General features: G+C 42.0%; 17 protein-coding genes (1 of these 17 cut by a window edge). 10 read left to right on the plus strand and 7 right to left on the minus strand.

Annotation, left to right across the window (positions count from 1 at the left end):
* Positions 1-1,967, plus strand: partial view of a cation:proton antiporter gene (locus NEE14_RS15470; protein ID WP_251966155.1) — the 3' portion only. Its footprint begins 328 nt before the window's first position; only the last 1,967 of its 2,295 coding nucleotides appear in the window; its start codon lies beyond the left edge, outside the window; its stop codon occupies positions 1,965-1,967.
* Positions 1,968-2,058: 91 nt separating this feature from the next.
* On the opposite strand, the gene trxB is transcribed toward NEE14_RS15470, so the two are convergent.
* From trxB to spt, 3 genes are all read right to left on the minus strand, one after another.
* The gene (trxB, locus tag NEE14_RS15475) at positions 2,059-3,012 is read right to left on the minus strand and encodes a thioredoxin-disulfide reductase (RefSeq protein WP_251966156.1); all 954 of its coding nucleotides are present in this window, start codon (positions 3,010-3,012) and stop codon (positions 2,059-2,061) included.
* 31 nt (positions 3,013-3,043) lie between these two features.
* Positions 3,044-3,697, minus strand: coding sequence for a LolA-like putative outer membrane lipoprotein chaperone (locus NEE14_RS15480; RefSeq protein ID WP_251966157.1), 654 nt, complete (start codon positions 3,695-3,697; stop codon positions 3,044-3,046).
* 548 nt (positions 3,698-4,245) lie between these two features.
* Complete coding sequence (gene spt, locus NEE14_RS15485; RefSeq protein WP_251966158.1) at positions 4,246-5,433, minus strand: serine palmitoyltransferase; 1,188 nt, start codon at positions 5,431-5,433, stop codon at positions 4,246-4,248.
* Positions 5,434-5,638: 205 nt separating this feature from the next.
* Between spt and NEE14_RS15490 the strand changes: the two genes are divergently transcribed.
* From NEE14_RS15490 to NEE14_RS15530, 9 genes are all read left to right on the plus strand, one after another.
* Positions 5,639-6,595 carry a diacylglycerol/lipid kinase family protein gene (locus NEE14_RS15490; RefSeq protein WP_262922336.1) on the plus strand — a complete coding sequence of 319 codons (957 nt, stop codon included), beginning with the start codon at positions 5,639-5,641 and terminating at the stop codon, positions 6,593-6,595.
* 152 nt (positions 6,596-6,747) lie between these two features.
* Positions 6,748-7,347: a DUF4290 domain-containing protein gene (locus NEE14_RS15495; protein ID WP_251966160.1), complete on the plus strand. Its 600-nt coding sequence runs from the start codon at positions 6,748-6,750 to the stop codon at positions 7,345-7,347.
* Complete coding sequence (murA, locus tag NEE14_RS15500) at positions 7,344-8,648, plus strand: UDP-N-acetylglucosamine 1-carboxyvinyltransferase (protein ID WP_251966161.1); 1,305 nt, start codon at positions 7,344-7,346, stop codon at positions 8,646-8,648. Before NEE14_RS15495 ends, murA begins: the two co-directional genes overlap by 4 nt.
* A 13-nt stretch (positions 8,649-8,661) precedes the next feature.
* On the plus strand, positions 8,662-9,183 hold the full coding sequence (gene rimM / locus NEE14_RS15505; protein WP_251966162.1) for a ribosome maturation factor RimM: 522 nt from the start codon (positions 8,662-8,664) through the stop codon (positions 9,181-9,183).
* A 13-nt stretch (positions 9,184-9,196) separates the two neighbouring features.
* Positions 9,197-10,075 (plus strand): M23 family metallopeptidase, encoded by an 879-nt coding sequence (locus NEE14_RS15510; protein ID WP_251966163.1) that lies wholly within the window; start codon positions 9,197-9,199, stop codon positions 10,073-10,075.
* Positions 10,076-10,087: 12 nt separating this feature from the next.
* Positions 10,088-11,236 carry a 1-deoxy-D-xylulose-5-phosphate reductoisomerase gene (locus NEE14_RS15515; RefSeq protein ID WP_251966164.1) on the plus strand — a complete coding sequence of 383 codons (1,149 nt, stop codon included), beginning with the start codon at positions 10,088-10,090 and terminating at the stop codon, positions 11,234-11,236.
* Between the two features lie 32 nt (positions 11,237-11,268).
* Positions 11,269-12,594: an RIP metalloprotease RseP gene (gene rseP / locus NEE14_RS15520; protein WP_251966165.1), complete on the plus strand. Its 1,326-nt coding sequence runs from the start codon at positions 11,269-11,271 to the stop codon at positions 12,592-12,594.
* Positions 12,595-12,600: 6 nt separating this feature from the next.
* On the plus strand, positions 12,601-13,797 hold the full coding sequence (locus NEE14_RS15525; protein WP_251966166.1) for a class I SAM-dependent methyltransferase: 1,197 nt from the start codon (positions 12,601-12,603) through the stop codon (positions 13,795-13,797).
* A gap of 69 nt (positions 13,798-13,866) precedes the next feature.
* Positions 13,867-15,096 (plus strand): serpin family protein, encoded by a 1,230-nt coding sequence (locus NEE14_RS15530; RefSeq protein ID WP_251966167.1) that lies wholly within the window; start codon positions 13,867-13,869, stop codon positions 15,094-15,096.
* Positions 15,097-15,237: 141 nt separating this feature from the next.
* Here NEE14_RS15530 and NEE14_RS15535 read toward each other — a convergent pair whose 3' ends face one another.
* From NEE14_RS15535 to NEE14_RS15550, 4 genes are all read right to left on the minus strand, one after another.
* On the minus strand, positions 15,238-16,908 hold the full coding sequence (locus tag NEE14_RS15535; RefSeq protein ID WP_251966168.1) for a putative transporter: 1,671 nt from the start codon (positions 16,906-16,908) through the stop codon (positions 15,238-15,240).
* 88 nt (positions 16,909-16,996) lie between these two features.
* Positions 16,997-17,560, minus strand: coding sequence for a methylated-DNA--[protein]-cysteine S-methyltransferase (locus NEE14_RS15540; protein ID WP_251966169.1), 564 nt, complete (start codon positions 17,558-17,560; stop codon positions 16,997-16,999).
* Between the two features lie 84 nt (positions 17,561-17,644).
* The gene (locus tag NEE14_RS15545) at positions 17,645-18,619 is read right to left on the minus strand and encodes a type I phosphomannose isomerase catalytic subunit (protein ID WP_251966170.1); all 975 of its coding nucleotides are present in this window, start codon (positions 18,617-18,619) and stop codon (positions 17,645-17,647) included.
* A gap of 9 nt (positions 18,620-18,628) precedes the next feature.
* Positions 18,629-20,740, minus strand: a complete 2,112-nt coding sequence (locus tag NEE14_RS15550) for an alpha amylase C-terminal domain-containing protein (protein WP_251966171.1) — start codon at positions 20,738-20,740, stop codon at positions 18,629-18,631.
* Positions 20,741-20,767 lie beyond the last annotated feature (27 nt).

Here is a 20,767-nt window from a genome sequence, read left to right on the forward strand (position 1 = left end):
TATTGGGACATGTCATGCCTTCTGTTTCCGCTTTCTTATTTCCATTGGATTCTTTGCAGAATATAAATATGTTGAGTCAGTTTGGGCTTATCCTGTTTATGTTTGCTATTGGAATGGAATTAAATATAACGGAAGTAAGGCAGAAATTAAAGGAAACAATTCTGATTAGTCATACCAGTACGATCTTCCCTTTCTTCTTGGGAATGGTGACAGCTTATTTCTTATATACAAAGTATGCGTATGAGAGTACTCCTTTCCTTTCTTTTGCTCTGTTTGTGAGTATAGCGTTAAGTATTACAGCTTTCCCGGTTTTAGCCCGTATTATTCAGGAAAAAGGGTTAACGAAAAGTCATTTAGGAACAATATCCTTGGCGAGTGCCGCAAATGGAGACATTACAGCCTGGTGCTTGTTGGCCGTAGTTGTAGCCATAGCTCAGGCTGGAAGCATGTTGAGTGCCATTTATAACATCGGTTTTTCGTTCATATATTTGCTGTTGATGTTTACTGTGGTCAGACCTTTCTTGAGGATGATCGGACACATATATCATAATAAAGAAGTAGTAGATAAAGGACTTGTTGCTTTTATGTTCCTTTTGTTAATTATTTCTTCGTATTTGACGGAAATCTTAGGTCTTCATGCTTTGTTTGGAGCTTTTGTTGCCGGAGTTGTCATGCCTGACAATATCAAATTCCGGAAGATTATGACAGAGAAAGTGGAAGATGTTTCACTGGCATTGTTCCTGCCTTTATTCTTTGTTTCTACAGGACTAAGAACGGAAATAGGATTGTTGAATAGTCCGGAATTGTGGTATATGTGTGGAATCTTTATATTGGTTGCGATCATAGGTAAGTTTGGAGGATCGTTGGTGGCAGCTCGTTTTGTGGGAGAAACATGGAAAGACAGCCTTTATATCGGTGCTTTGATGAATACAAGAGGACTCATGGAGTTGGTGGTGCTTACTATTGGTTACGACATGAAAATTCTTACGCCTCCAATCTTTGTCATGTTGGTTTTAATGACGTTGGTAACGACGTTTATGACGACACCGTTGATTTCGTTTATCCAATTCTGCTATCAAGTCTTTGGTAAATATAAATCGCATAAAGTGGAATGGCAACAACCACAACCGGGTGTTTTCAAGGTATTGCTTTCTTTTGGGCGTGCCAGCAATGGACAAGTCATGTTGGATGTAGCTCATCAGATGTTTGCGCATACAAAGGATAAGCTGGAAATAACGGCTCTTCACTTGACTGTCGGTTCGGATGTGAATCCGCTGCATACGGATAATTTTGAGGAAGTCAGTTTTGGCCCTATATTATATGGTGCGCAGAAGTTGAATATTCCTTTAAAGACACGCTATGAGGTTTCGAATAATGCTGGACAAGATATTTGTGAGATTGCCAATAAGGAAGGATATGACTTCTTATTGGTTGGAGCCGGAATTTCATTGAGTGATTTGCCAAACGATATTGCGGCCAATCAGTACCGGAATTCTTTCTATGATAAATTCCTGCGCCATTTTAAAGCTCCGGAATCGTGGTTTTATCCGGGAGAATTATTGAAGGATAAAACGAAGATGTTTATAGAGCAGAGCTTGTGTCCGGTTGGTGTTTTTGTCAATCGTAAATTCGTTAAGGCAAGTAATACCTTAATTGTTATTCATTTTGCAGAGGATTTGTTCTTGCTGAATTATGCTGATCATCTGAAACAGACGACTGATTCAGATCTGACAATTCTTAATCTGCTGCCAAATGGAGCCAAAGATGCGGATATTGTTTCTCAAAAGTTGTTTGAATATACCGAATTGCAGCATAAGGGTTCTTTATGTAGTGGAAACAAGCTGACGCAAACAGTTTTGTCTGCCTATAATTTTATGCTGATCAGTTATAATACCTGGAATTTGGTTTCAGAAGTAGCCAATGAAGAATTGCAGAAGATGCCGTCAACTTTGATTTTGAGCAAGTAACTGTAGACATATAATACAAAAATGAAAAGCGAATGGATGAAAGTTTTTACTTTGTCCATTCGCTTTTTCTGTATAAGTCAGTAATAGGAAATTATTTCCCGTGTTCTGACAAGTATCTTTCAGCTTCGATTGCAGCCTTACAACCGCTTCCTGCTGCTGTAATAGCTTGGCGATAATGCGGATCAGCTACGTCACCGGCTGCAAAAACTCCAGGTACTTTCGTCCGTGGTGTGCCGTCGATCGTTTTGATATAGCCTACTTCATCGGTTTCAATCCATGGCTTGAAGATATCTGAGTTTGGCTTATGACCAATCGCCAAGAAGAAACCGTCAATAGCAATATCAACCAATTCTTCGTCCGGTTCACCTTTGCGTTTTACCAGATGAGCGCCTTCTACCCCGTTTTCTCCAAACAGACCTAATGTGTTGTGCTCGAACAACACAGTAATGTTGGGTGTCTTGAATACTCGTTCCTGCATGACTTTGGATGCACGCAGATAGGGTTTGCGGACAATCAGATATACTTGTTTGGCTAAGCTTGCTAAATAAAGTGCTTCTTCACAGGCTGTATCGCCTCCGCCTACAACTGCTACGTTCTTTTTGCGGTAGAAGAAACCGTCACAAGTAGCGCAGGCTGAAACACCCATACCAGCATATTTAGCTTCATCAGGTAAACCTAAATATTTGGCTGTCGCTCCGGTACTGATGATTAAGGTTTCTGTTTCGATCACCTTTTCTCCATCAATCGTAACTTTGTACGGTGCTGCGGATAAGTCGGTTGCGGTAGCAATGCCCATACGAATATCTGCACCGAAACGCTGTGCCTGCTTTTTCAGGTCTTCCATCAACTGCGGACCTGTTACACCTTCTGGATAACCGGGGAAGTTTTCTACTGCGGTTGTAGTAGTTAACTGGCCTCCCGGTTGAATTCCTTCGTATAATACCGGTGCTAAATTAGCACGTGAAGCATAAATAGCTGCTGTATATCCGGCCGGTCCGGAACCTATGATCAGACAGCGAACTTTTTCATTGTTTGTATCACTCATTGTAATATACTTTTTATTTGTTATTCTGAATTTATCGCAAATCTATTATTTCAGCATCCGGATAATCGGACTCGTTGAATGAGAAAAATGAATCGGCTTGGTTCTTGCCTGTTTCCCATTTACTGATATAGATGCTGACTGTCGCTTTGTTTTTATCCGTAATGGTAATGGCTGCCGGAATATTACTCATCTTTTCGATTTGCAAATCGATTTGCTGGATGTCACTTTTCTTTTTCGGTATCAACGTAATATCATAAGCCGATTTGGCTTGTCGCGTTGTGCTGGTCCCTTTGTATTGTACCGAAAATCCTTTTTTATATTGCCGAAGCAGAACTGCCGGATTGGTTAATTGCAATTCGTCTCCGCTTGGCGTACTGACGTTTACTTCCTCGTTGCGCATAACATATACCCATTGCGTCTGTCCGTCGTACCAAGTAATCATATCCGGTGTTTCCAACTTGAATTTATCACCTTTCATTTCAATTATTCCTTCAAAACTTTCCGAAATATTTTGTTGCGGAACAACCGAATGGATGGCGAAGTTGGCTTTTATTCCATTGGACTGTTCATACATTTGGGCAGCTTTGTCCAAAATGGCCTGTGCGTCTTGTGCTTGTGCTTTACCGGTAAAACCGATAAGTATCAAACAGCAAATCCATGTAAAATAGCTTCGTAATTGCATCATAACTTTTTTCTTTCCGGACAAAGATAGTACAAAAATTCGAGTGAACAAGGCTTTAGTAATGCATCCAGGCTGATTACGATCTCCTTGTCTCTATTCATATCGAAATCTCGCTACTCGTGGAGAAGAGACAAGAAGTCAAACCTTTCCCTACATTTAGGAAAAAGAATCTGAATCTAGTATGAAAGTCTTGTTATTCCTATTACTTTCATCTGCAAAACTCGTTACTTTTTAATTTTTTGACAGTAGTCGTAAAGCTTTTCCATATATGTGCTAAAGCTTTTTGACGAATGTGCTAAAGCTTTTCGACATCTGTCAAAAATATAAAATATAACGAGAAATGAATTAGAAATAAACGAGAGGAAAGTTTGGTTCTAAGGAATAATCCATTAAAAAGGATATTTAATCAAATTAATCTATTTTGTTTTTGTCCATGTCAGTTTTTATGTATGGCCTAAACGTGTTTGGAATTGTTGGTTTACGCGTATATACAAAAAAAGCCACTTCCCAACGAATCAGGAAGCGGCTTTAACAACTGTTCTTAAATTTTATTATGGAATCAAATTATGCTTTTTGAATACAGTATGGATGGCCTCTAAAGCACGGTCCAATTGTTCTTTTGTATGTGTAGCCATCAATGAGAAGCGGATTAACGTATCTTCTGGAGCGACTGCCGGAGAAACAACCGGGTTCACAAAAATACCTGCTTCAAACAATTCCTTCACAATCAGGAATGTCAAGTCGTTGTTACGGATGAACAACGGGATAATTGGTGTTTCTGTGCGACCAATTTCACATCCCATGTTGCGGAAACCGTCCAATGCATAATGTGTCAGTTTCCACAGATGTTCGATACGTTCCGGTTCGTTCAGCATGATATCCAAAGCTGCACCTGCTGCTGCAGTAGCGGCGGGCGTATTGCTGGCGCTGAAGATGTAAGAACGTGAATTATGACGTAAGTAATTGATGGTATCTTTATCAGAAGCGATGAAACCACCGATAGAAGCCAGCGACTTACTGAAAGTACCCATAATCAGGTCTACGTCGTCTGTTACTCCGAAGTGATTACAAGTTCCGCGACCGTGATCACCTAATACACCAATACCATGAGCTTCGTCAACCATGATGCTGGCGTTATACTTTTTGGCCAAAGCTACAATTTCCGGCAATTTGGCTATATCTCCTTCCATACTGAATACACCGTCCATGACGATCAGCTTGATTTTGTCCGGTTCACATTTCTGGAGCTGCTTTTCAAGTGACTCCATGTCGTTGTGCTTGTATTTCAGCTTGGTTGAAAAAGACAACCGGTGGCCTTCGATAATAGAAGCATGATCCAGTTCATCCCATAAAATGTAGTCCTCACGACCAGTCAGACAAGATACGACACCCAGATTTACCTGGAATCCGGTTGAATACACAATCGCGTCTTCTTTACCTACAAAATCAGCCAGACGTTTTTCCAACTGAACATGTAAATCCAGTGTTCCGTTTAAGAAACGAGAACCTGCACAACCCGTACCATATTTCTTAATGGCTTCGATAGCAGCTTCTTTTACTTTCGGATGGTTGGTTAATCCTAAATAAGCATTTGAACCAAACATCAATACTTTCTTACCACTGATAGTAACTTCGGTATCTTGATCACTTTCAATCATTCTGAAATACGGATAGATACCGGCAGCCATGGCTCGCTGCGGTGCATCGTACTTAGCTAGTTTCTCTTGTAATAGTTTCATATTTAATGAAGAGAATTTTTGTTTTTATCTTCTCAAATGTTTCTTTAAAAGAACTCTTTGATTAAATTCGCTCTTTCTTTCACCTTTTTATCAGCCGCAAAAGTAGTAATTTTTTTACTTCTTCAATCTAAATAACTTAAAAGTTTTGCCAAAAGCATTATTTTTGCTGCGGAAATATATTGAAATCTCGAAAAAAACTGATTAAATGAGGGTGCAAGCAATAATAAACCCGATATCTGGGGTTGGGTCGAAGCGAAAGATTCCGAAGATGATAGAAGTGATGTGTGCAAATGCTGGTTATGATTTATCGCTTGCGTTTACTGAATATGCCGGGCACGCCAGTTTTATCACCCGTCGGGAAATAGAGAGGGGCGCGGATTGTATCATTGCGGTAGGAGGTGACGGAACAGTCAATGAAATAGCCCGTTCGATGATTCATACGAATGCTACATTGGGAATTATCCCGATGGGGTCGGGCAATGGACTGGCCCGCGAGTTGCATATACCGATGGATCCGAAGAGGGCATTGGATGTAATCAGCCGGGGAAAAGAGGCCGTTATTGATTGCTGCCGGGCAAACGACCGGGCCTTTTTCTGTACTTGTGGTGTTGGCTTTGATGCCGCGGTCAGTCAAAAATTTGCCGGCCAAAAACGACGGGGTTCTCTTACCTATATAAAAAGTACGATAGAGGAATATTTAAGCTATAAACCGGAAGTGTACGATCTGCTGATTGATAATTGCCAGGTAAAGGAGAAGGCCTTTTTAGTAGCTTGCGGCAATGCCTCGCAGTATGGAAATAATGCCTATATTGCACCGCAGGCCAACATTCAGGATGGGCAAATGGATGTTACCATACTTTCGCCCTTTACTCCGATAGATATTCCGGCCTTGGCCATCCAGTTGTTTACCAAGCAGATTGATAAGAATAGCAAGATCAAGACGATGAAGGCGCATTCTTTATCCATTATCCGGAATAACCCGGGCGTCATGCATCTGGATGGTGAGCCCGTCATGGCCGACAGCCGGATTGATATTTCCATGATTCCGCATTCTTTAAAGGTATTTACTCCCGAAACAGTGTCTTTACGCAAGGAAGTTCATGAACTTTTCGGTGAGATATCCCGTTTTATGGATAAGCGGTTGCCTTTTATCTTCCGATAATCGCGGACCGCAAGGAAAATCAGAGAATGGAAAAGCTTCTGTCTTTCTCTAATTAATGTCAAAACGAATTGCCTGAACGAATTGTTTTCAAGGCAAATCGATTATTATCAAAGATGAATTGAGTATATTTGCACGCAAACAATAAATTACGAATGAAATACAATACACAAGAAAAGCGATTGGCTTTGCCTGAATATGGTCGTAATATCCAAAACATGGTGGATTATTGTGTAACCATAAAAGACCGGGAAGAAAGAAAACGATGTGCGAATGCCATCATCAACGTGATGGGAAATATGTTCCCTCATCTGCGGGATGTAAATGACTTCAAGCATATATTATGGGATCATCTGGCCATCATGTCTGATTTTAAGCTGGATATTGATTATCCGTATGAAATTGTAAAAAAGGAAGAGTTGTTTACACGTCCGGAACGGATACCTTATAATAATTCACGGATTCGTTATCGCCATTACGGTAAGACGTTGGAACTGATGATCCGGAAGGCTACCGAATATCCGGAAGGTCCGGAAAAAGACCAGTTGGTAAGACTGCTGGCTACTCAGATGAAAAAGTCATTTCTTACCTGGAATAAGGAAAGTGTAGATGACCGGAAAATATTCAAGGACCTCGATGAATTATCGGGGGGAAAGATAATTTTGGATGAAGAGGTCCATAAACTGACTGAAAGTCGTGAAATATTAGCCCGTAATAATAATAAGAAAAATAATTTCTCGAGGAAAAACAGATGAGTTCGTTTGTCATAGAAGGAGGACATAAATTGTCGGGTGAAATTACTCCGCAGGGTGCCAAGAATGAAGCCCTGGAAGTGATTTGTGCCGTATTGCTTACCCCTGAAAAGGTCACGATACACAATGTTCCGGATATACTGGATGTCAATAATCTGATCCAGCTTTTGCGTGATATGCGTGTAAAGGTGGAACACCCGGCAGTTGGTACCTATACTTTTCAGGCAGATGATATTGATCTGGAATATTTGCAGACCGAAGAGTTCCTGCGGAAGAGTGCCTCATTGCGCGGCTCGGTTATGGTCGTTGGTCCGTTGGTGGCCCGTTTCGGGAAGGCCATGATTCCGAAACCTGGAGGAGATAAAATTGGTCGCCGGCGTCTGGATACGCACTTTGTCGGTATCCAGAAGTTAGGAGCTACATTCACATACGATCCGGACCGTCGGGTGTATGAAGTGGAAGCCAAGCATCTGAAGGGAACCTATATGTTGTTGGATGAAGCCTCCGTAACTGGAACAGCCAATATCCTGATGGCAGCTGTACTGGCAGAAGGAACAACAACGATTTACAATGCTGCCTGCGAACCTTATCTGCAGCAGTTGTCTGCTATGCTAAACCGGATGGGAGCCCGGATTTCTGGAGTTGGCTCCAATTTATTGACGGTAGAAGGTGTCCGGGAACTGCATGGCACAGAACATACCATTCTTCCGGATATGATTGAAGTAGGAAGTTTTATTGGAATGGCAGCCATGACAGGATCAGACATCCTAATCAAGAATACGGGATATGATAAATTAGGAATCATACCTGATTCGTTCCGCAGATTGGGTATTACCGTGGAACAGAAGGGGGATGATATCCATATACCGACACATGATTCCTATGAGATTGATACCTTTATTGACGGGTCAATCATGACGATAGCAGATGCTCCGTGGCCGGGCCTAACTCCTGATTTGCTGAGTGTCTTCCTGGTTGTTGCCACACAGGCTGTAGGAAGTGTACTGATTCACCAGAAGATGTTCGAGAGCCGTTTGTTCTTTGTCGACAAGCTGATTGACATGGGAGCACAGATTATCTTGTGTGATCCGCACCGGGCAACTGTGATTGGTCTTGGAAATCGCTTTAAGCTCCGTGCCGCTACCTTGGTTTCGCCGGATATCCGTGCCGGTATTGCTTTGCTGATCGCGGCAATGAGTGCGGAAGGTACAAGCACAATTCATAACATCGACCAGATAGATCGCGGCTACCAGGATATTGACAAGCGGTTGAATCAGATTGGTGCACGAATTACACGATTGTAATGAGAATGTTGATATGATTAAGTCAGAAGAAGTTTTTAAGATAGGGCAATTTACCAAACCACATGGAATCAAAGGCGAGATTACTTTGGTGACGGATTGTGATGTGTTTGATGATACAGACGATCCGTATATTATATGTGACATGGATGGGATTCTGGTTCCCTTTTTCCTGGAAGATTACCGGTATAAGACGCAGTCTACTATGTTGTTGAAACTGGAAGGAGTCGATACGGAAGAAGCTGCTCGAGAATTTTCGAACCGGGATGTCTATTATCCGTTGGATCTGGTAGATGAAGATGAATTGCTGGGCGATATGACCTGGGATAATTTTATTGGTTTTACGGTGATTGATGAAAAAGCCGGCAAGTTGGGGGAAATCTCTGATGTGGATGAATCGACGGTCAATGTCTTGTTGCAAATCAATTACCAGGGTAAAGAGCTGTTGTTGCCGGCAGCCGAAGAGCTGGTAAAGCATATTGATTTTGACAAGCGCGAATTGTTTGTCGCATTGCCGGAAGGTTTGCTGGATTTGTAAAGAAAAACGGGCTATGAAGTGGAATAAACGCAAACGAAATACGAATAAATTATCTTTTTGGAAACGGATCCGTTTTAAGTACAAGCTTTCGTTTATCAATGAGAATACTTTGGAGGAAGTCTGGTCGTTCCGGTTATCTCAGTTGTCGGTATTTATATCCTTGGGAGTATTTGCCTTTTCCCTGGTTGCGTTTACGGCTTTGATTATTATTATGACGCCCATTCGAAATTACCTGCCCGGTTATCTGGATGTTGAAGTCCGTAAGGAAATTGTTCAGAATGCGTTGCGTGCGGATTCATTGGGACGGATGATCGAGATCCAGAATTTATATCTGAAGAATGTAACGGGCATCATCAGTGGTACCATTGAACTTGACTCTATTCGGGAGATCGATTCGTTGGCCCGGATTGATGCAGATTTTGAGATTCCACGGGGCCCGGAAGAAGAAGAATATGTAAAGAATTTTGAGCAGGAAGAGAAATATAACTTAGCTGTTCTGAATACAAACCCGTTGCCTGTTGATGGATTATTCTTTTATAAGCCGGTGAATGGTATGATCTCCTCGTATTATCAGGCTGACATACATCATTTTGGAGTGGATATTGCTGCTGCTCCCAAAGAAAGTGTATTGGCTACTTTAGACGGGACGGTGATGTACGCCGGTTATGATCCGAACCAGGGAAATGTTATTCAGTTGCAGCATAAGAATGGATTTGTTTCTGTATATAAGCATAATGAATTGCTGTTGAAAGAACCAGGAGAACAGGTGGTGGCAGGCGAAGCCATTGCGTTGGTGGGTAATACTGGGAAATTATCAACAGGTCCTCATTTGCATTTTGAGTTATGGTATAATGGAAAGCCGGTTAATCCGGAAGATTTCATTGTTTTTTAGTAAGTAAGTTTCATGAAACGACAATTAGCTATATTAGGTTCAACAGGTTCGATTGGGACACAGGCGCTTGAGGTAATTAGTGAACATCCTGATCGTTTCGAAGTCTATGCATTGACAGCCAATAACCAGGTGGACCTTTTGATCAATCAGGCACGTAAATTCATGCCGGAAGTGGTGGTAATCGCCAACGAACGAAAATATCCGGAGCTGAAAGAGGCTCTGGAAGACTTGCCTATCAAAGTCTGGGCCGGATCGGATGCTATTGCGCAGGTGGTTCAGGCAAAACCGATTGATATGGTATTGACTGCCATGGTGGGATATGCCGGGTTGAAACCGACCATAGCCGCTATTAAGGCTGGAAAGGCCATCGCATTGGCGAATAAAGAGACATTAGTGGTTGCCGGAGAGTTGATTACTGCTCTGGCAGCTGAATATAAGGTACCTATCTTGCCGGTTGATTCAGAACATTCTGCAATCTTCCAGTGTTTGAATGGTACGTATGATAATCCGGTTGAGAAATTGTTGCTGACTGCTTCGGGTGGACCTTTCCGCCAAAAGACGATGGAAGAGTTGGCTTTGGTGAAGAAGGAACAGGCATTAAAGCATCCGAACTGGCACATGGGTGCCAAGATTACCATCGATTCGGCTTCGATGATGAACAAAGGCTTTGAGATGATTGAGGCCAAGTGGTTGTTTGGTGTTGCTCCCGAACAGATTCAGATTATTGTTCATCCGCAATCCGTGATTCATTCCATGGTACAGTTTGAAGATGGTGCCGTGATTGCCCAGTTAGGTATTCCGGATATGAAACTCCCGATTGCGTATGCATTCTCTTATCCGGAACGGATGAAGAGTCATGAACCTCGACTGGATTTCTACCAGTATGCATCTCTGACGTTTGAAGAACCGGATATGAAGCGGTTCCGTAACTTGGCGTATGCTTTTGAAGCTGTTAAGCAGGGAGGTAATATGCCTTGTATCCTGAATGCTGCCAATGAAGTAGTCGTAGCTGCCTTCCTGCAAGACCGGATCGGCTTCTTGCAGATGAGTGATGTCATTGAACAGACGATGGCAAAAGCATCGTTTATCCAGCGTCCGACTTATGAAGATTATGTGCAGACAGATAAAGAGGCACGGCGGATTGCCGCTCAGTTATTTTGAAACAATTAAATATAGAATAGAACTTAATTTCAATGGAAACATTTTTGATTAAAGCCATCCAGTTCATGTTAAGCCTTTCTTTGTTGGTTTTAATACATGAATTCGGACACTTTATTTTTGCTCGTATCTTCAAAGTACGAGTAGAGAAATTTTACCTTTTCTTTGACCCGTGGTTTTCTTTGTTCAAATTCAAGCCGAAAAACAGTGAAACGGAATATGGAGTAGGGTGGTTGCCTTTAGGAGGTTATTGTAAGATCTCCGGTATGATTGATGAGAGTATGGATAAAGAAGCCATGGCTCAGCCCCCGAAACCGTATGAGTTCCGTTCAAAACCGGCAGGACAACGTCTGTTGATTATGGTGGGAGGTGTGTTGTTTAACTTTCTGCTGGCTCTTTTCATTTATTCCATGATCCTGTTTACATGGGGCGATACGTATATGCCGCTCAAGAATATGAAAATGGGTATGGATTATAGTGAAACCTTCAAGAACGTGGGCTTCAAGGATGGTGATATTCTCTTAAAAGCAGATACACTGACCTTAGACCGTTTTGGTGAAGATTGCTTGCGCAGTGTGGTGGAAGCTCAGAACGTGACGGTTTTACGTAATGGCGTAGAAACCGTCATTCCGATTCCGGAAGATATGATGCAACGATTGTTACGTGACAAGAAAGGCTTTGCTGCTCTTCGTTTCCCAATGGTGATAAAAGAAGTACCCGAACCCAATGCGCCGGCAGCTCTTGCTGGTATGCAGGCTGGAGATAGCATCGTTTCGGTTAATGGGCAGGCTACTCCGACGTTCTCGGAGGTGGCTACTTGTTTGGCTGATAATAAGAATCAGGAGATTGCCGTTGGCTTTTATCGGAATGGTACGTTGGATACATTGACAATGCAAGTCGATTCATTGGGAAAAATAGGGGTAGCTGTGAAAGCTCCGGCTGAATTGTTTGGTCTGGTAACAGTTAAATATGGCTTCTTTGAATCATTCCCGGCCGGAATTGCGAAAGGATTCCGAACCCTGAAAGGTTATACCAGTGATATGAAGTATGTCTTTACCAAAGAAGGTGCTTCTAGTATCGGTGGTTTTGGCTCGATTGGTGGATTGTTCCCTTCTACTTGGGATTGGGAATTGTTCTGGGAACGTACAGCCTGGTTGTCTGTCATCTTGGCCTTCATGAATATCTTGCCAATCCCGGCGTTGGACGGTGGTCATGTGCTGTTTTTGCTTTACGAAGTGATTACTCGTCGGAAACCGAGCGATAAGTTCTTGGAATATGCGCAGATGACAGGTATGTTCCTCTTGTTCGCCCTGTTACTTTATGCGAACGGAAACGATATTATCCGATACTTCTTTCAATAGTCTGTTATGAATCTGACCTCCGAAGAAAAGCAATTTATCCGTGATCATGCTTCCGATGATGCGAACCGGTTATTATTGGGAGCGAAGAAATATCCACAGCTGGATGTTCCTTTTCTAGTAGATCAGATTCTTTCTCGTCGGCAGATTCGGGAAAAATTACCTTCGTGGTATGCCAACGAAGAATTGGTTTTTCCCGCCAAGATTGCCGCTGAGCAATGTTCGTCTGAACGGACAGCCTTGTATAAACAGCGTTTGGTGTCTTCATCAGATAAGCTTTGTGATTTGACGGGCGGTTTGGGAATTGACAGTTATTTCTTCTCCCGAAAGGTTCGTCGGTTGACTTATATCGAGCGTTTTCCGGTTTATTGTGAGGCTGCCCGTCATAATTTTCAGGTATTAGGTGCGGATAATATTACGGTGCAGAATGAAAATTCGGTTGATATTGTTTCCGATTTGCCTGAAGTGGATGTGTTTTATTTAGATCCGGCACGGCGGGGTGAAGGCAACAAACGCGTCTTTGCCTTGTCGGATTGCGAACCGGATCTGCCTCGCTTACTTCCCTTATTGTTGCAGAAAGCTCCGCGCGTCATAGCCAAATTGTCGCCGATGGCAGACCTGCAACAGACTGAATCTTTATTGCCGGGCACAGTTGCTATTCATGTCTTGTCTGTCCGGAATGAATGTAAAGAATTGCTTTTTGATATCCGTCGGGAAGCGACCGTTCCTAACTCTCCGGTTTACTGTGTGGACTTTACGGCCACGGGAACAGAACACTCTTTTACTTTTACGGCTGAAGAAGAACGGAATGCTCCGTTGGCTTTGGCAACTCAAGTAAGTACTTATCTCTACGAACCGAATGCTTCTATTTTAAAAGCCGGTGCTTTTAAATCAGTTGCCCAGCAGTATGGTTTGGAGAAACTACACGTTAGCAGCCATCTTTATACTTCCGATACTCTTGTTGCCGGTTTTCCCGGCCGTACGTTCCGGGTTGAGAAAGTCATTCCTTTCTCCAATAAAGTCTGTAAATCGATTACTAAGGAAATGCCACAAGCCAATATCACCGTCCGTAATTTCCCCATGTCGGTCGATGAACTCCGGAAGAAGACCAAGATTCAGGAAGGTGGTGATGTTTATCTTTTTGCCACGACCTTGTCGGATGGAGGGAAAGTGTTGGTGGTTTGTCGGAAAGTCAGTAATATTTAATCTGAATCCATGCAGTATTTTGTATGGTTGTTGATTTAAGTAATAAAACTGATTTAAATAATAGGTCTTATGAAGCGGGTTTTATTCGGAATGCTATTATGCTTGCCTTTTACGGCATGTAACGACGATGTGGAAGAACAATCCATTTCCCCTACCATGCAACCCATTGATTTGAATGCGATTGAAAAAGAAATGGCAGCCCAACAAGGTGATTTTTCCTCGGTTCTTTCTCTCGAGGTGTATCGGCAATTGGGTGAGAGAACGGATAACTGGTTGGTTTCACCTTTTAGTCTGCAATGTGCGTTAGCTATGTTATCGAATGGTGCGAATGGGGAAACACACGATGAGATTTTGTACACATTGGGCTTGTCCCAATATTCCCAAGAAGAAGTAAATGCATATTTCAAGAAACTGATTGAAGGACTGCATACTGTAAACTCAGCTATCACGGTTAAGACGGCCAATTCGGTTTGGGGCAATGCCGGAGTTCCCCTCAAAGAGGATTTCCAAAAGATGAATATAGAGAACTATTCCGCAATGGTTTCACAACTCGACTTCTCCGATCCTTCAGCTGTTGATCAAATCAACGCTTGGTGCAACCAAACCACAGAAGGCTTGATCCCGTCCATCTTGGATGAGGTGAATCCGACCGCCATAGTGTATCTGTTGAATTCCTTGTACTTCAAGGCTCGGTGGGAATCGGAGTTTGCCCCGGAAAAGACACAGGAAGGTAATTTTATTACTTCTTCAGGAACACCAGTGAAATCTCATTTTATGCAAGCTAAACGGATGGCGGCTTATGTGAAAAACGAATGGTTCACAAGCACGAATCTTCCTTATCAGAACGGTTCGTATGTTATGCGATTGATTTTACCTCAGGCCGGAGTTGGCATGGATCAAGTCTTGCAAGCCTTGTCTGGACCGGACGGGAATCTATGGAAAAATGTAGTCTTAGCAGATATTAACTTGAAGATGCCTCGCTTCACCCTCGAGAACAAAATGGATTTAATACCTGCTTTGCAGGCCTTAGGCATGAAAAAGGCGTTTTTAGGCGAAGCCGATTTCTCGTCCATGTCTGATGTCGCCACGTATATTTCCCTTGTGCAGCAGGCCACTCGCTTGAAAGTGGATGAAGAAGGTTCGGAAGGTGCCGCAGTAACCGTGATAGAAGGAGATTTAATGAGTCCCTTGCCCGAAGAAGAGGTGGATTTTTTCTTAGATCGTCCGTTCTTGTTCCAAATCATAGAACCATCTACTGGTACCGTTCTGTTTATGGGGCAAGTCGGCTCACCAGAATAATAAATCTTTTAGCTGATGATTGAGCGTAAAGGAAGGAAAGTATTAACCTTTTCCCTTTACGCTCTTTTTGTGTCTTTACGCTTTTATAAAGTTTGTATGTTATCTTAATAGTATATAGTTGTTTGTTTAATCTTTAGCTTTTCACTGAAACAACATAATGATAAGTTGAGCTGTGATGATACGCATAAAAGTAGAAAGCGGATAAACGGTGGCATAGGCAACCGAAGGCTCATCGTTATCAACGGTTGTGTTGGCATAATCGAGGGCGATCGGGTTCGTCATACAACCACAGAGCATTCCGACGTTCTTGGCATAATCTACTTGGAAGAAACGAGCCATTATCAAGCCAATAAGTAATACCGGAATGATGGCGAGGGCAAATCCTAAACCCAACCACAACAGCCCTTCCGTACGGAAGACAGTTTCAAAGAAATGCTGACCGGAGCTGATTCCCAGTCCTGCTAAGTAGATGGTGATACCGAACTGGCGCATCATCAGATTCGCACTTTGAGTCGTGTAAGTTGTCAGGTGAATACGTGGGCCAAAAGCTCCCATTAAAATACCTACAATAATTGGGCCGCCGGCCACGCCTAATTTAATAGGTGTATTCATTCCCGGAATGGCCAGTGGAATAGAACCGATAACCACACCAAGAGTCAATCCTACGAAAATCGCCAACAAGTTAGGCTCGCGTAAGCGTTTGAGTTGATCTCCTAAGATTTTACTTACGTTGTTGACGGCATTGGCTTCACCTACGATAGTAAGGCGGTCACCGATCTGCAGGTGCAGGTCTGGCGAAGCTAATAAGTCGATACCGGCACGATTCACTCGTGTGATGTTGATGCCGTAGAGATTGCGTAAGCGAAGAGAACCCAGGCGCACTCCGTTAATACGATTGCGGGTTACAACGATACGGCGGGAAATCAGCTGGCTGTCGATGGCATTCCAGTCGATATCTGGTTTGTTCCAATCGACGTTTTCCTGTTCTCCAAACAGAACCTTGATATTATCTACATCTGCCTTGACGGAAATAATCAGCAGATGATCCCCTTCTTCTAATGTCGTATCAGAAGTCGGAATACTTACTTTCCCGTTCCTCCAGACACGTGATATGACAAAATGCTTTTCCGTCAGCGTCATGATGTCTTTTATACTCTTATGGTAAATGGCTGGATTGCATACTTGAAATTCAGCTACGTAGGTTTGTGTTTGTCCTATCTCTGCATTAGTTTCTTTTTTCTTATTCTGAAACAGGGCTTTTAATACGATGATGGCTAAAATCATCCCGATAACTCCCATAGGATAGGCTACAGCACAAGCTAAAGCCATGTCCGTAATGCTTTTTTCATCAACTGTGTTGATCTGCAGCATAGCTTCTTGTGCTGCACCAAGCGAAGGTGTATTGTTGGCTGCGCCACAGAGAAGTCCCATCATATCGGAAACAGATATTCCTGTGACGTAATGAAGTACGACAGTCATGATCAATCCGATGAAGATAACCGCAAGACCTGCAGAGTTAAGCATGACTCCTCCTTTCTTTAGTGATGAGAAAAAGCCTGGACCGACTTGTAATCCTAATGTGTATACAAATAAAATCAAACCGAAGTTCTGTGCAAATGACAGCATGTCGCTATTGACAACTACTCCGAAATGACTGACTAAAATGCCTGTGAAGAAAACGAATGTAATGCCTAAAGAAACGCCTTTGTATTTAAGTTTTCCCAAATAGACACCGATGGCGCAAACTATGCAAATAACAGCCACAGTCTGTATCATCGTGGGCTGGAGAAATGTATCTTGTATCCAATTCATACGGAATAGAGTTTTAGGGGTGCAAACTTACATAAACTGGGTGAATTAATTGATATAATCAGGATTAAAAATCATTTTGATAGTGAAATTACTTGTTTTTCTCCCATTCCAAGAGTTGTTGTTTACGTTTTGCATCCCATCGATAACCACTCAAACTGCCGTCTTTGTGTAGGATACGGTGGCAGGGGATAATCCAGCTGACAGGATTTTTAGCAATAGCAGAGGCAACTGCCCGTACAGCTTTAGGGCGTCCGATAATTTGTGCGATTTGTGTGTACGAAGTTGTTTCTCCCTTATGTATCTGTAAAAGGGCTTTCCAAACTTTTCGTTGGAAGTCTGTTCCATACAAGCAGACAGAAAGTGGTGGTGTATTTGTGCTCGTTTCTTGTAGTATAGCTAATAATGATTGAGTATGCTTGTTGGTTTCAGGAATCAATAATGCTCCTTTCCAGCATTTTTCTAACTCCATCAATTGTTCTTCAAGGTCGTTATCAACAAAAGAAAGATAACAAATGCCGTCAGGTACGTATGCTATTAATACTTTGCCAAACGGAGATTCTGCACATCCATAAGTGATGGTTAATTCTTGACAGTAAACAGGAAATTCATGAGGTGAGATTTCTTTTATCTGAATAATGACAGAGTCTTTCATATATTGATTATTAAAAACAAACGCAGGTTCTGTAATGACATTGTCAAACGAACCTGCGTTTCAATCTATCATGAAGAAGAGATTTTATTTGATATATGATTCCAGGAATTTAGCCTGTGGAGCAGGTGCGATAGTCACTGATTTAGTGCATGCTGGAATTAATACGGTCTGACCTTGATGTACGTGAATTTCATAACCATTATCATCTGTAATTACTGCTTTTCCATCCATACAGATGTATACAACAAACGAATCCAACTCCTCAAAATTACGAGTCATGGTAGCATCCATGTCGATTAAGTTGGTTGTAAAGTATTTGCAGTCTGCCAAATTAACTGTCGCGTTCGAATGAGCCTTGTAATGAGTTTTATAATCTGGATACAAAGTATAGTCGATGGCATCTTTGGCTAATTCGGTATGCAATTCACGGGTATTACCGTTCTTGTCTTTCCGGTTGTAGTCATAAATACGGTAAGTAATGTTACTTGTCTGCTGGATTTCTGCAATAAAGCAGCCAGCTCCAATTGCATGGACACGTCCAGCTGGCAAGAAAAATACATCTCCTTCTTGCACATCGTAACGTTTCAACACATCCATGATGGTATTTTCCTGAACGCGTTTAACATATTCATTCGCATCTATCTGCTGAGAAAAACCTGAATATAAAAAAGCGTTTTCTCTGGCTTTAATCACATACCACATTTCTGTTTTACCAAAAGAATTGTGGCGGGCTTTAGCCAGTTCATCATTAGGATGTACTTGTATGGACAGATTATCACGCGCATCGATAAACTTGATCAACAAAGGGAAACGTGTGCCAAAGCGTTCCATAACGTGTTCACCTAATAATTCCTTGCCGTATGTTTTAATTAGTTCGTCAAGAGACTTGTCTGCTAATTCACCTTCCGCTACAATAGAATAATCTCCGTCTACATGAGATAATTCCCAACTTTCTCCGATTCCTTCTTGGACAGGAGTGATGCCCTTAAACGGGCAAATGTCTGAACCACCCCAAATGACTTTTTTCAGGATGGGTTTAAATGTTAATGGATACAACATATTTATCAATTATTTCTGTTTTTTACTTGTTGCCTTTTTGCTTGTTGTTTTTGTTTTAGAAACAGCCTTAGTTGATTTTTTGTCTTCTTTAGCTGCCTTTTCTTCCTTGGCTGGTTTAACTTTGCGCAAAACCATAGCCGAACGTGCTGGAACATACAGTTTCAACCATTCTTTCTTTTCCTTTTTATAAAGAGGATCGAACTGAGTAAAATGATGGACAGAGTCGTCATTCAAACCGAAACCTCCGAATTTGGGAGAATCAGTATCCAAAACTACTTCATATTCTCCTTTGGGTGTCAGGAAGCCATAATCTGTGAATGATTTGGTTGGGTTAAAGTTGAATACGAATACCAAATCTTTACGCATATAAGCCAAAATCTGATCGCCGTCGTTATCCCACACCTTTTGTAGAGGAGTATCTTGGAAATTCTTGACACTTCGGATCAATTCTACCATTTCCCGATCGAAGTCACCTAAGTAATGATATTTTAAATCCATGTTATCAACCAAATTCCATTGGCGACGGGCATATTTGTATGACCAGCCATTGCCTTCACGTGGAAAATCAATCCATTCCGGATGTCCGAATTCATTACCCATGAAATTCAGATAGCCTCCGTTAATAGTAGAAGCTGTAACCAGGCGAATCATTTTATGTAAAGCAATGCCTCGTTCAACCATAAAATTATGATCGTCTTTCTGCATATGCCAGTACATGTCGGCATCAATCAGACGGAAAATGATAGTCTTGTCGCCTACCAATGCCTGATCATGACTTTCTGCATAGCTGATCGTCTTTTCGTCTGCACGTCTATTGGTCGTTTCCCACCAAATAGCTGATGGATGCCAATCTTCATCTTTTTTTTCTTTAATAGTTTTGATCCAGAAATCAGGAATGTTCATCGCCATACGGTAGTCAAAACCATATCCACCGTCTTCGATCTTAGCGGCCAAACCAGGCATACCACTTACTTCTTCTGCAATGGTAATGGCATTTTTGTTTACTTCGTGAATCAGTTTGTTGGCTAATGTCAGATAGGCAATTGCGTCTCCATCCTGATGACCGTTGAAGTAATCTCCATAGTTACAGAAAGCTTCGCCTAAACCATGGCTGTAATACAACATTGACGTAACCCCGTCAAAGCGGAAACCGTCAAATTTATATTCTTCCATCCAGAACTTGCAGTTTGATAACAAGAAATGGAGAACTTCATTCTTTCCATAATCAAAACACAGCGAATCCCATGCCGGATGCTCACGACGTCCATCTCCATGGAAATATAAGTTATATGAACCATCAAAACGGCCTAAACCTTCCACTTCATTTTTTACAGCATGACTGTGAACAATATCCATGATTACGGCTATTCCTTGGCTATGGGCTTCATCAATGAGCTGTTTCAATTCGTCAGGTGTGCCAAAACGGGAGGAAGCAGCGAAGAAGCTACTTACATGGTACCCGAACGACCCATAATATGGATGTTCCTGTATTGCCATGATCTGGATAGCATTGTATCCGTCTTTTATGATTCTGGGTAAAACATTTTCTCGGAATTCATTATATGTGCCAACTTTTTCCTCATTTGTTCCCATGCCTATATGGCATTCATAGATCATTAAAGGAGAAGTGTCAGGCTTGAATTTCTTTACCTTGAATTTATAGGGCTTTTCAGGGTTCCAAACCTGGGCGCTGAATATTTTGGAATCAGGGTCTTGTACGGCTCTGCGAGTCCAGGCCGGAATCCGTTCACCGCATCCTCCATCCCATTCAATCCAAAGTTTATATAAATCCTGGTGATTCAGTCTTTCTTCCGGAAGTATAATTTCCCATACCCCATTTTCTATACGAGTCAGTTTGTATTCTTCGTTTTTCTGCCAGTTGTTGAATGTCCCGATTAAATAAATAGCGGTTGCATTTGGGGCCCATTCCCGAAAAATCCATCCTTTGGTGGTCTTGTGTAACCCGAAATAAAGATAGCCTGAGGCAAATTCAGACAGCGTCATTTTTCCATGATTTGTCAGACTTTTTTCTTTGTCTATGACATAATGGTAACGTCCTTCAATGGCGTCTTTATACGGTGTCAGCCACGGGTCATTTTTTATTAGATTTAGAGACTCCATGTTATTTCAAATTAATTAGTTCTTTTG

Source organism: Parabacteroides sp. AD58 (genome assembly GCF_023744375.2).
Lineage (GTDB): Bacteria > Bacteroidota > Bacteroidia > Bacteroidales > Tannerellaceae > Parabacteroides > Parabacteroides absconsus.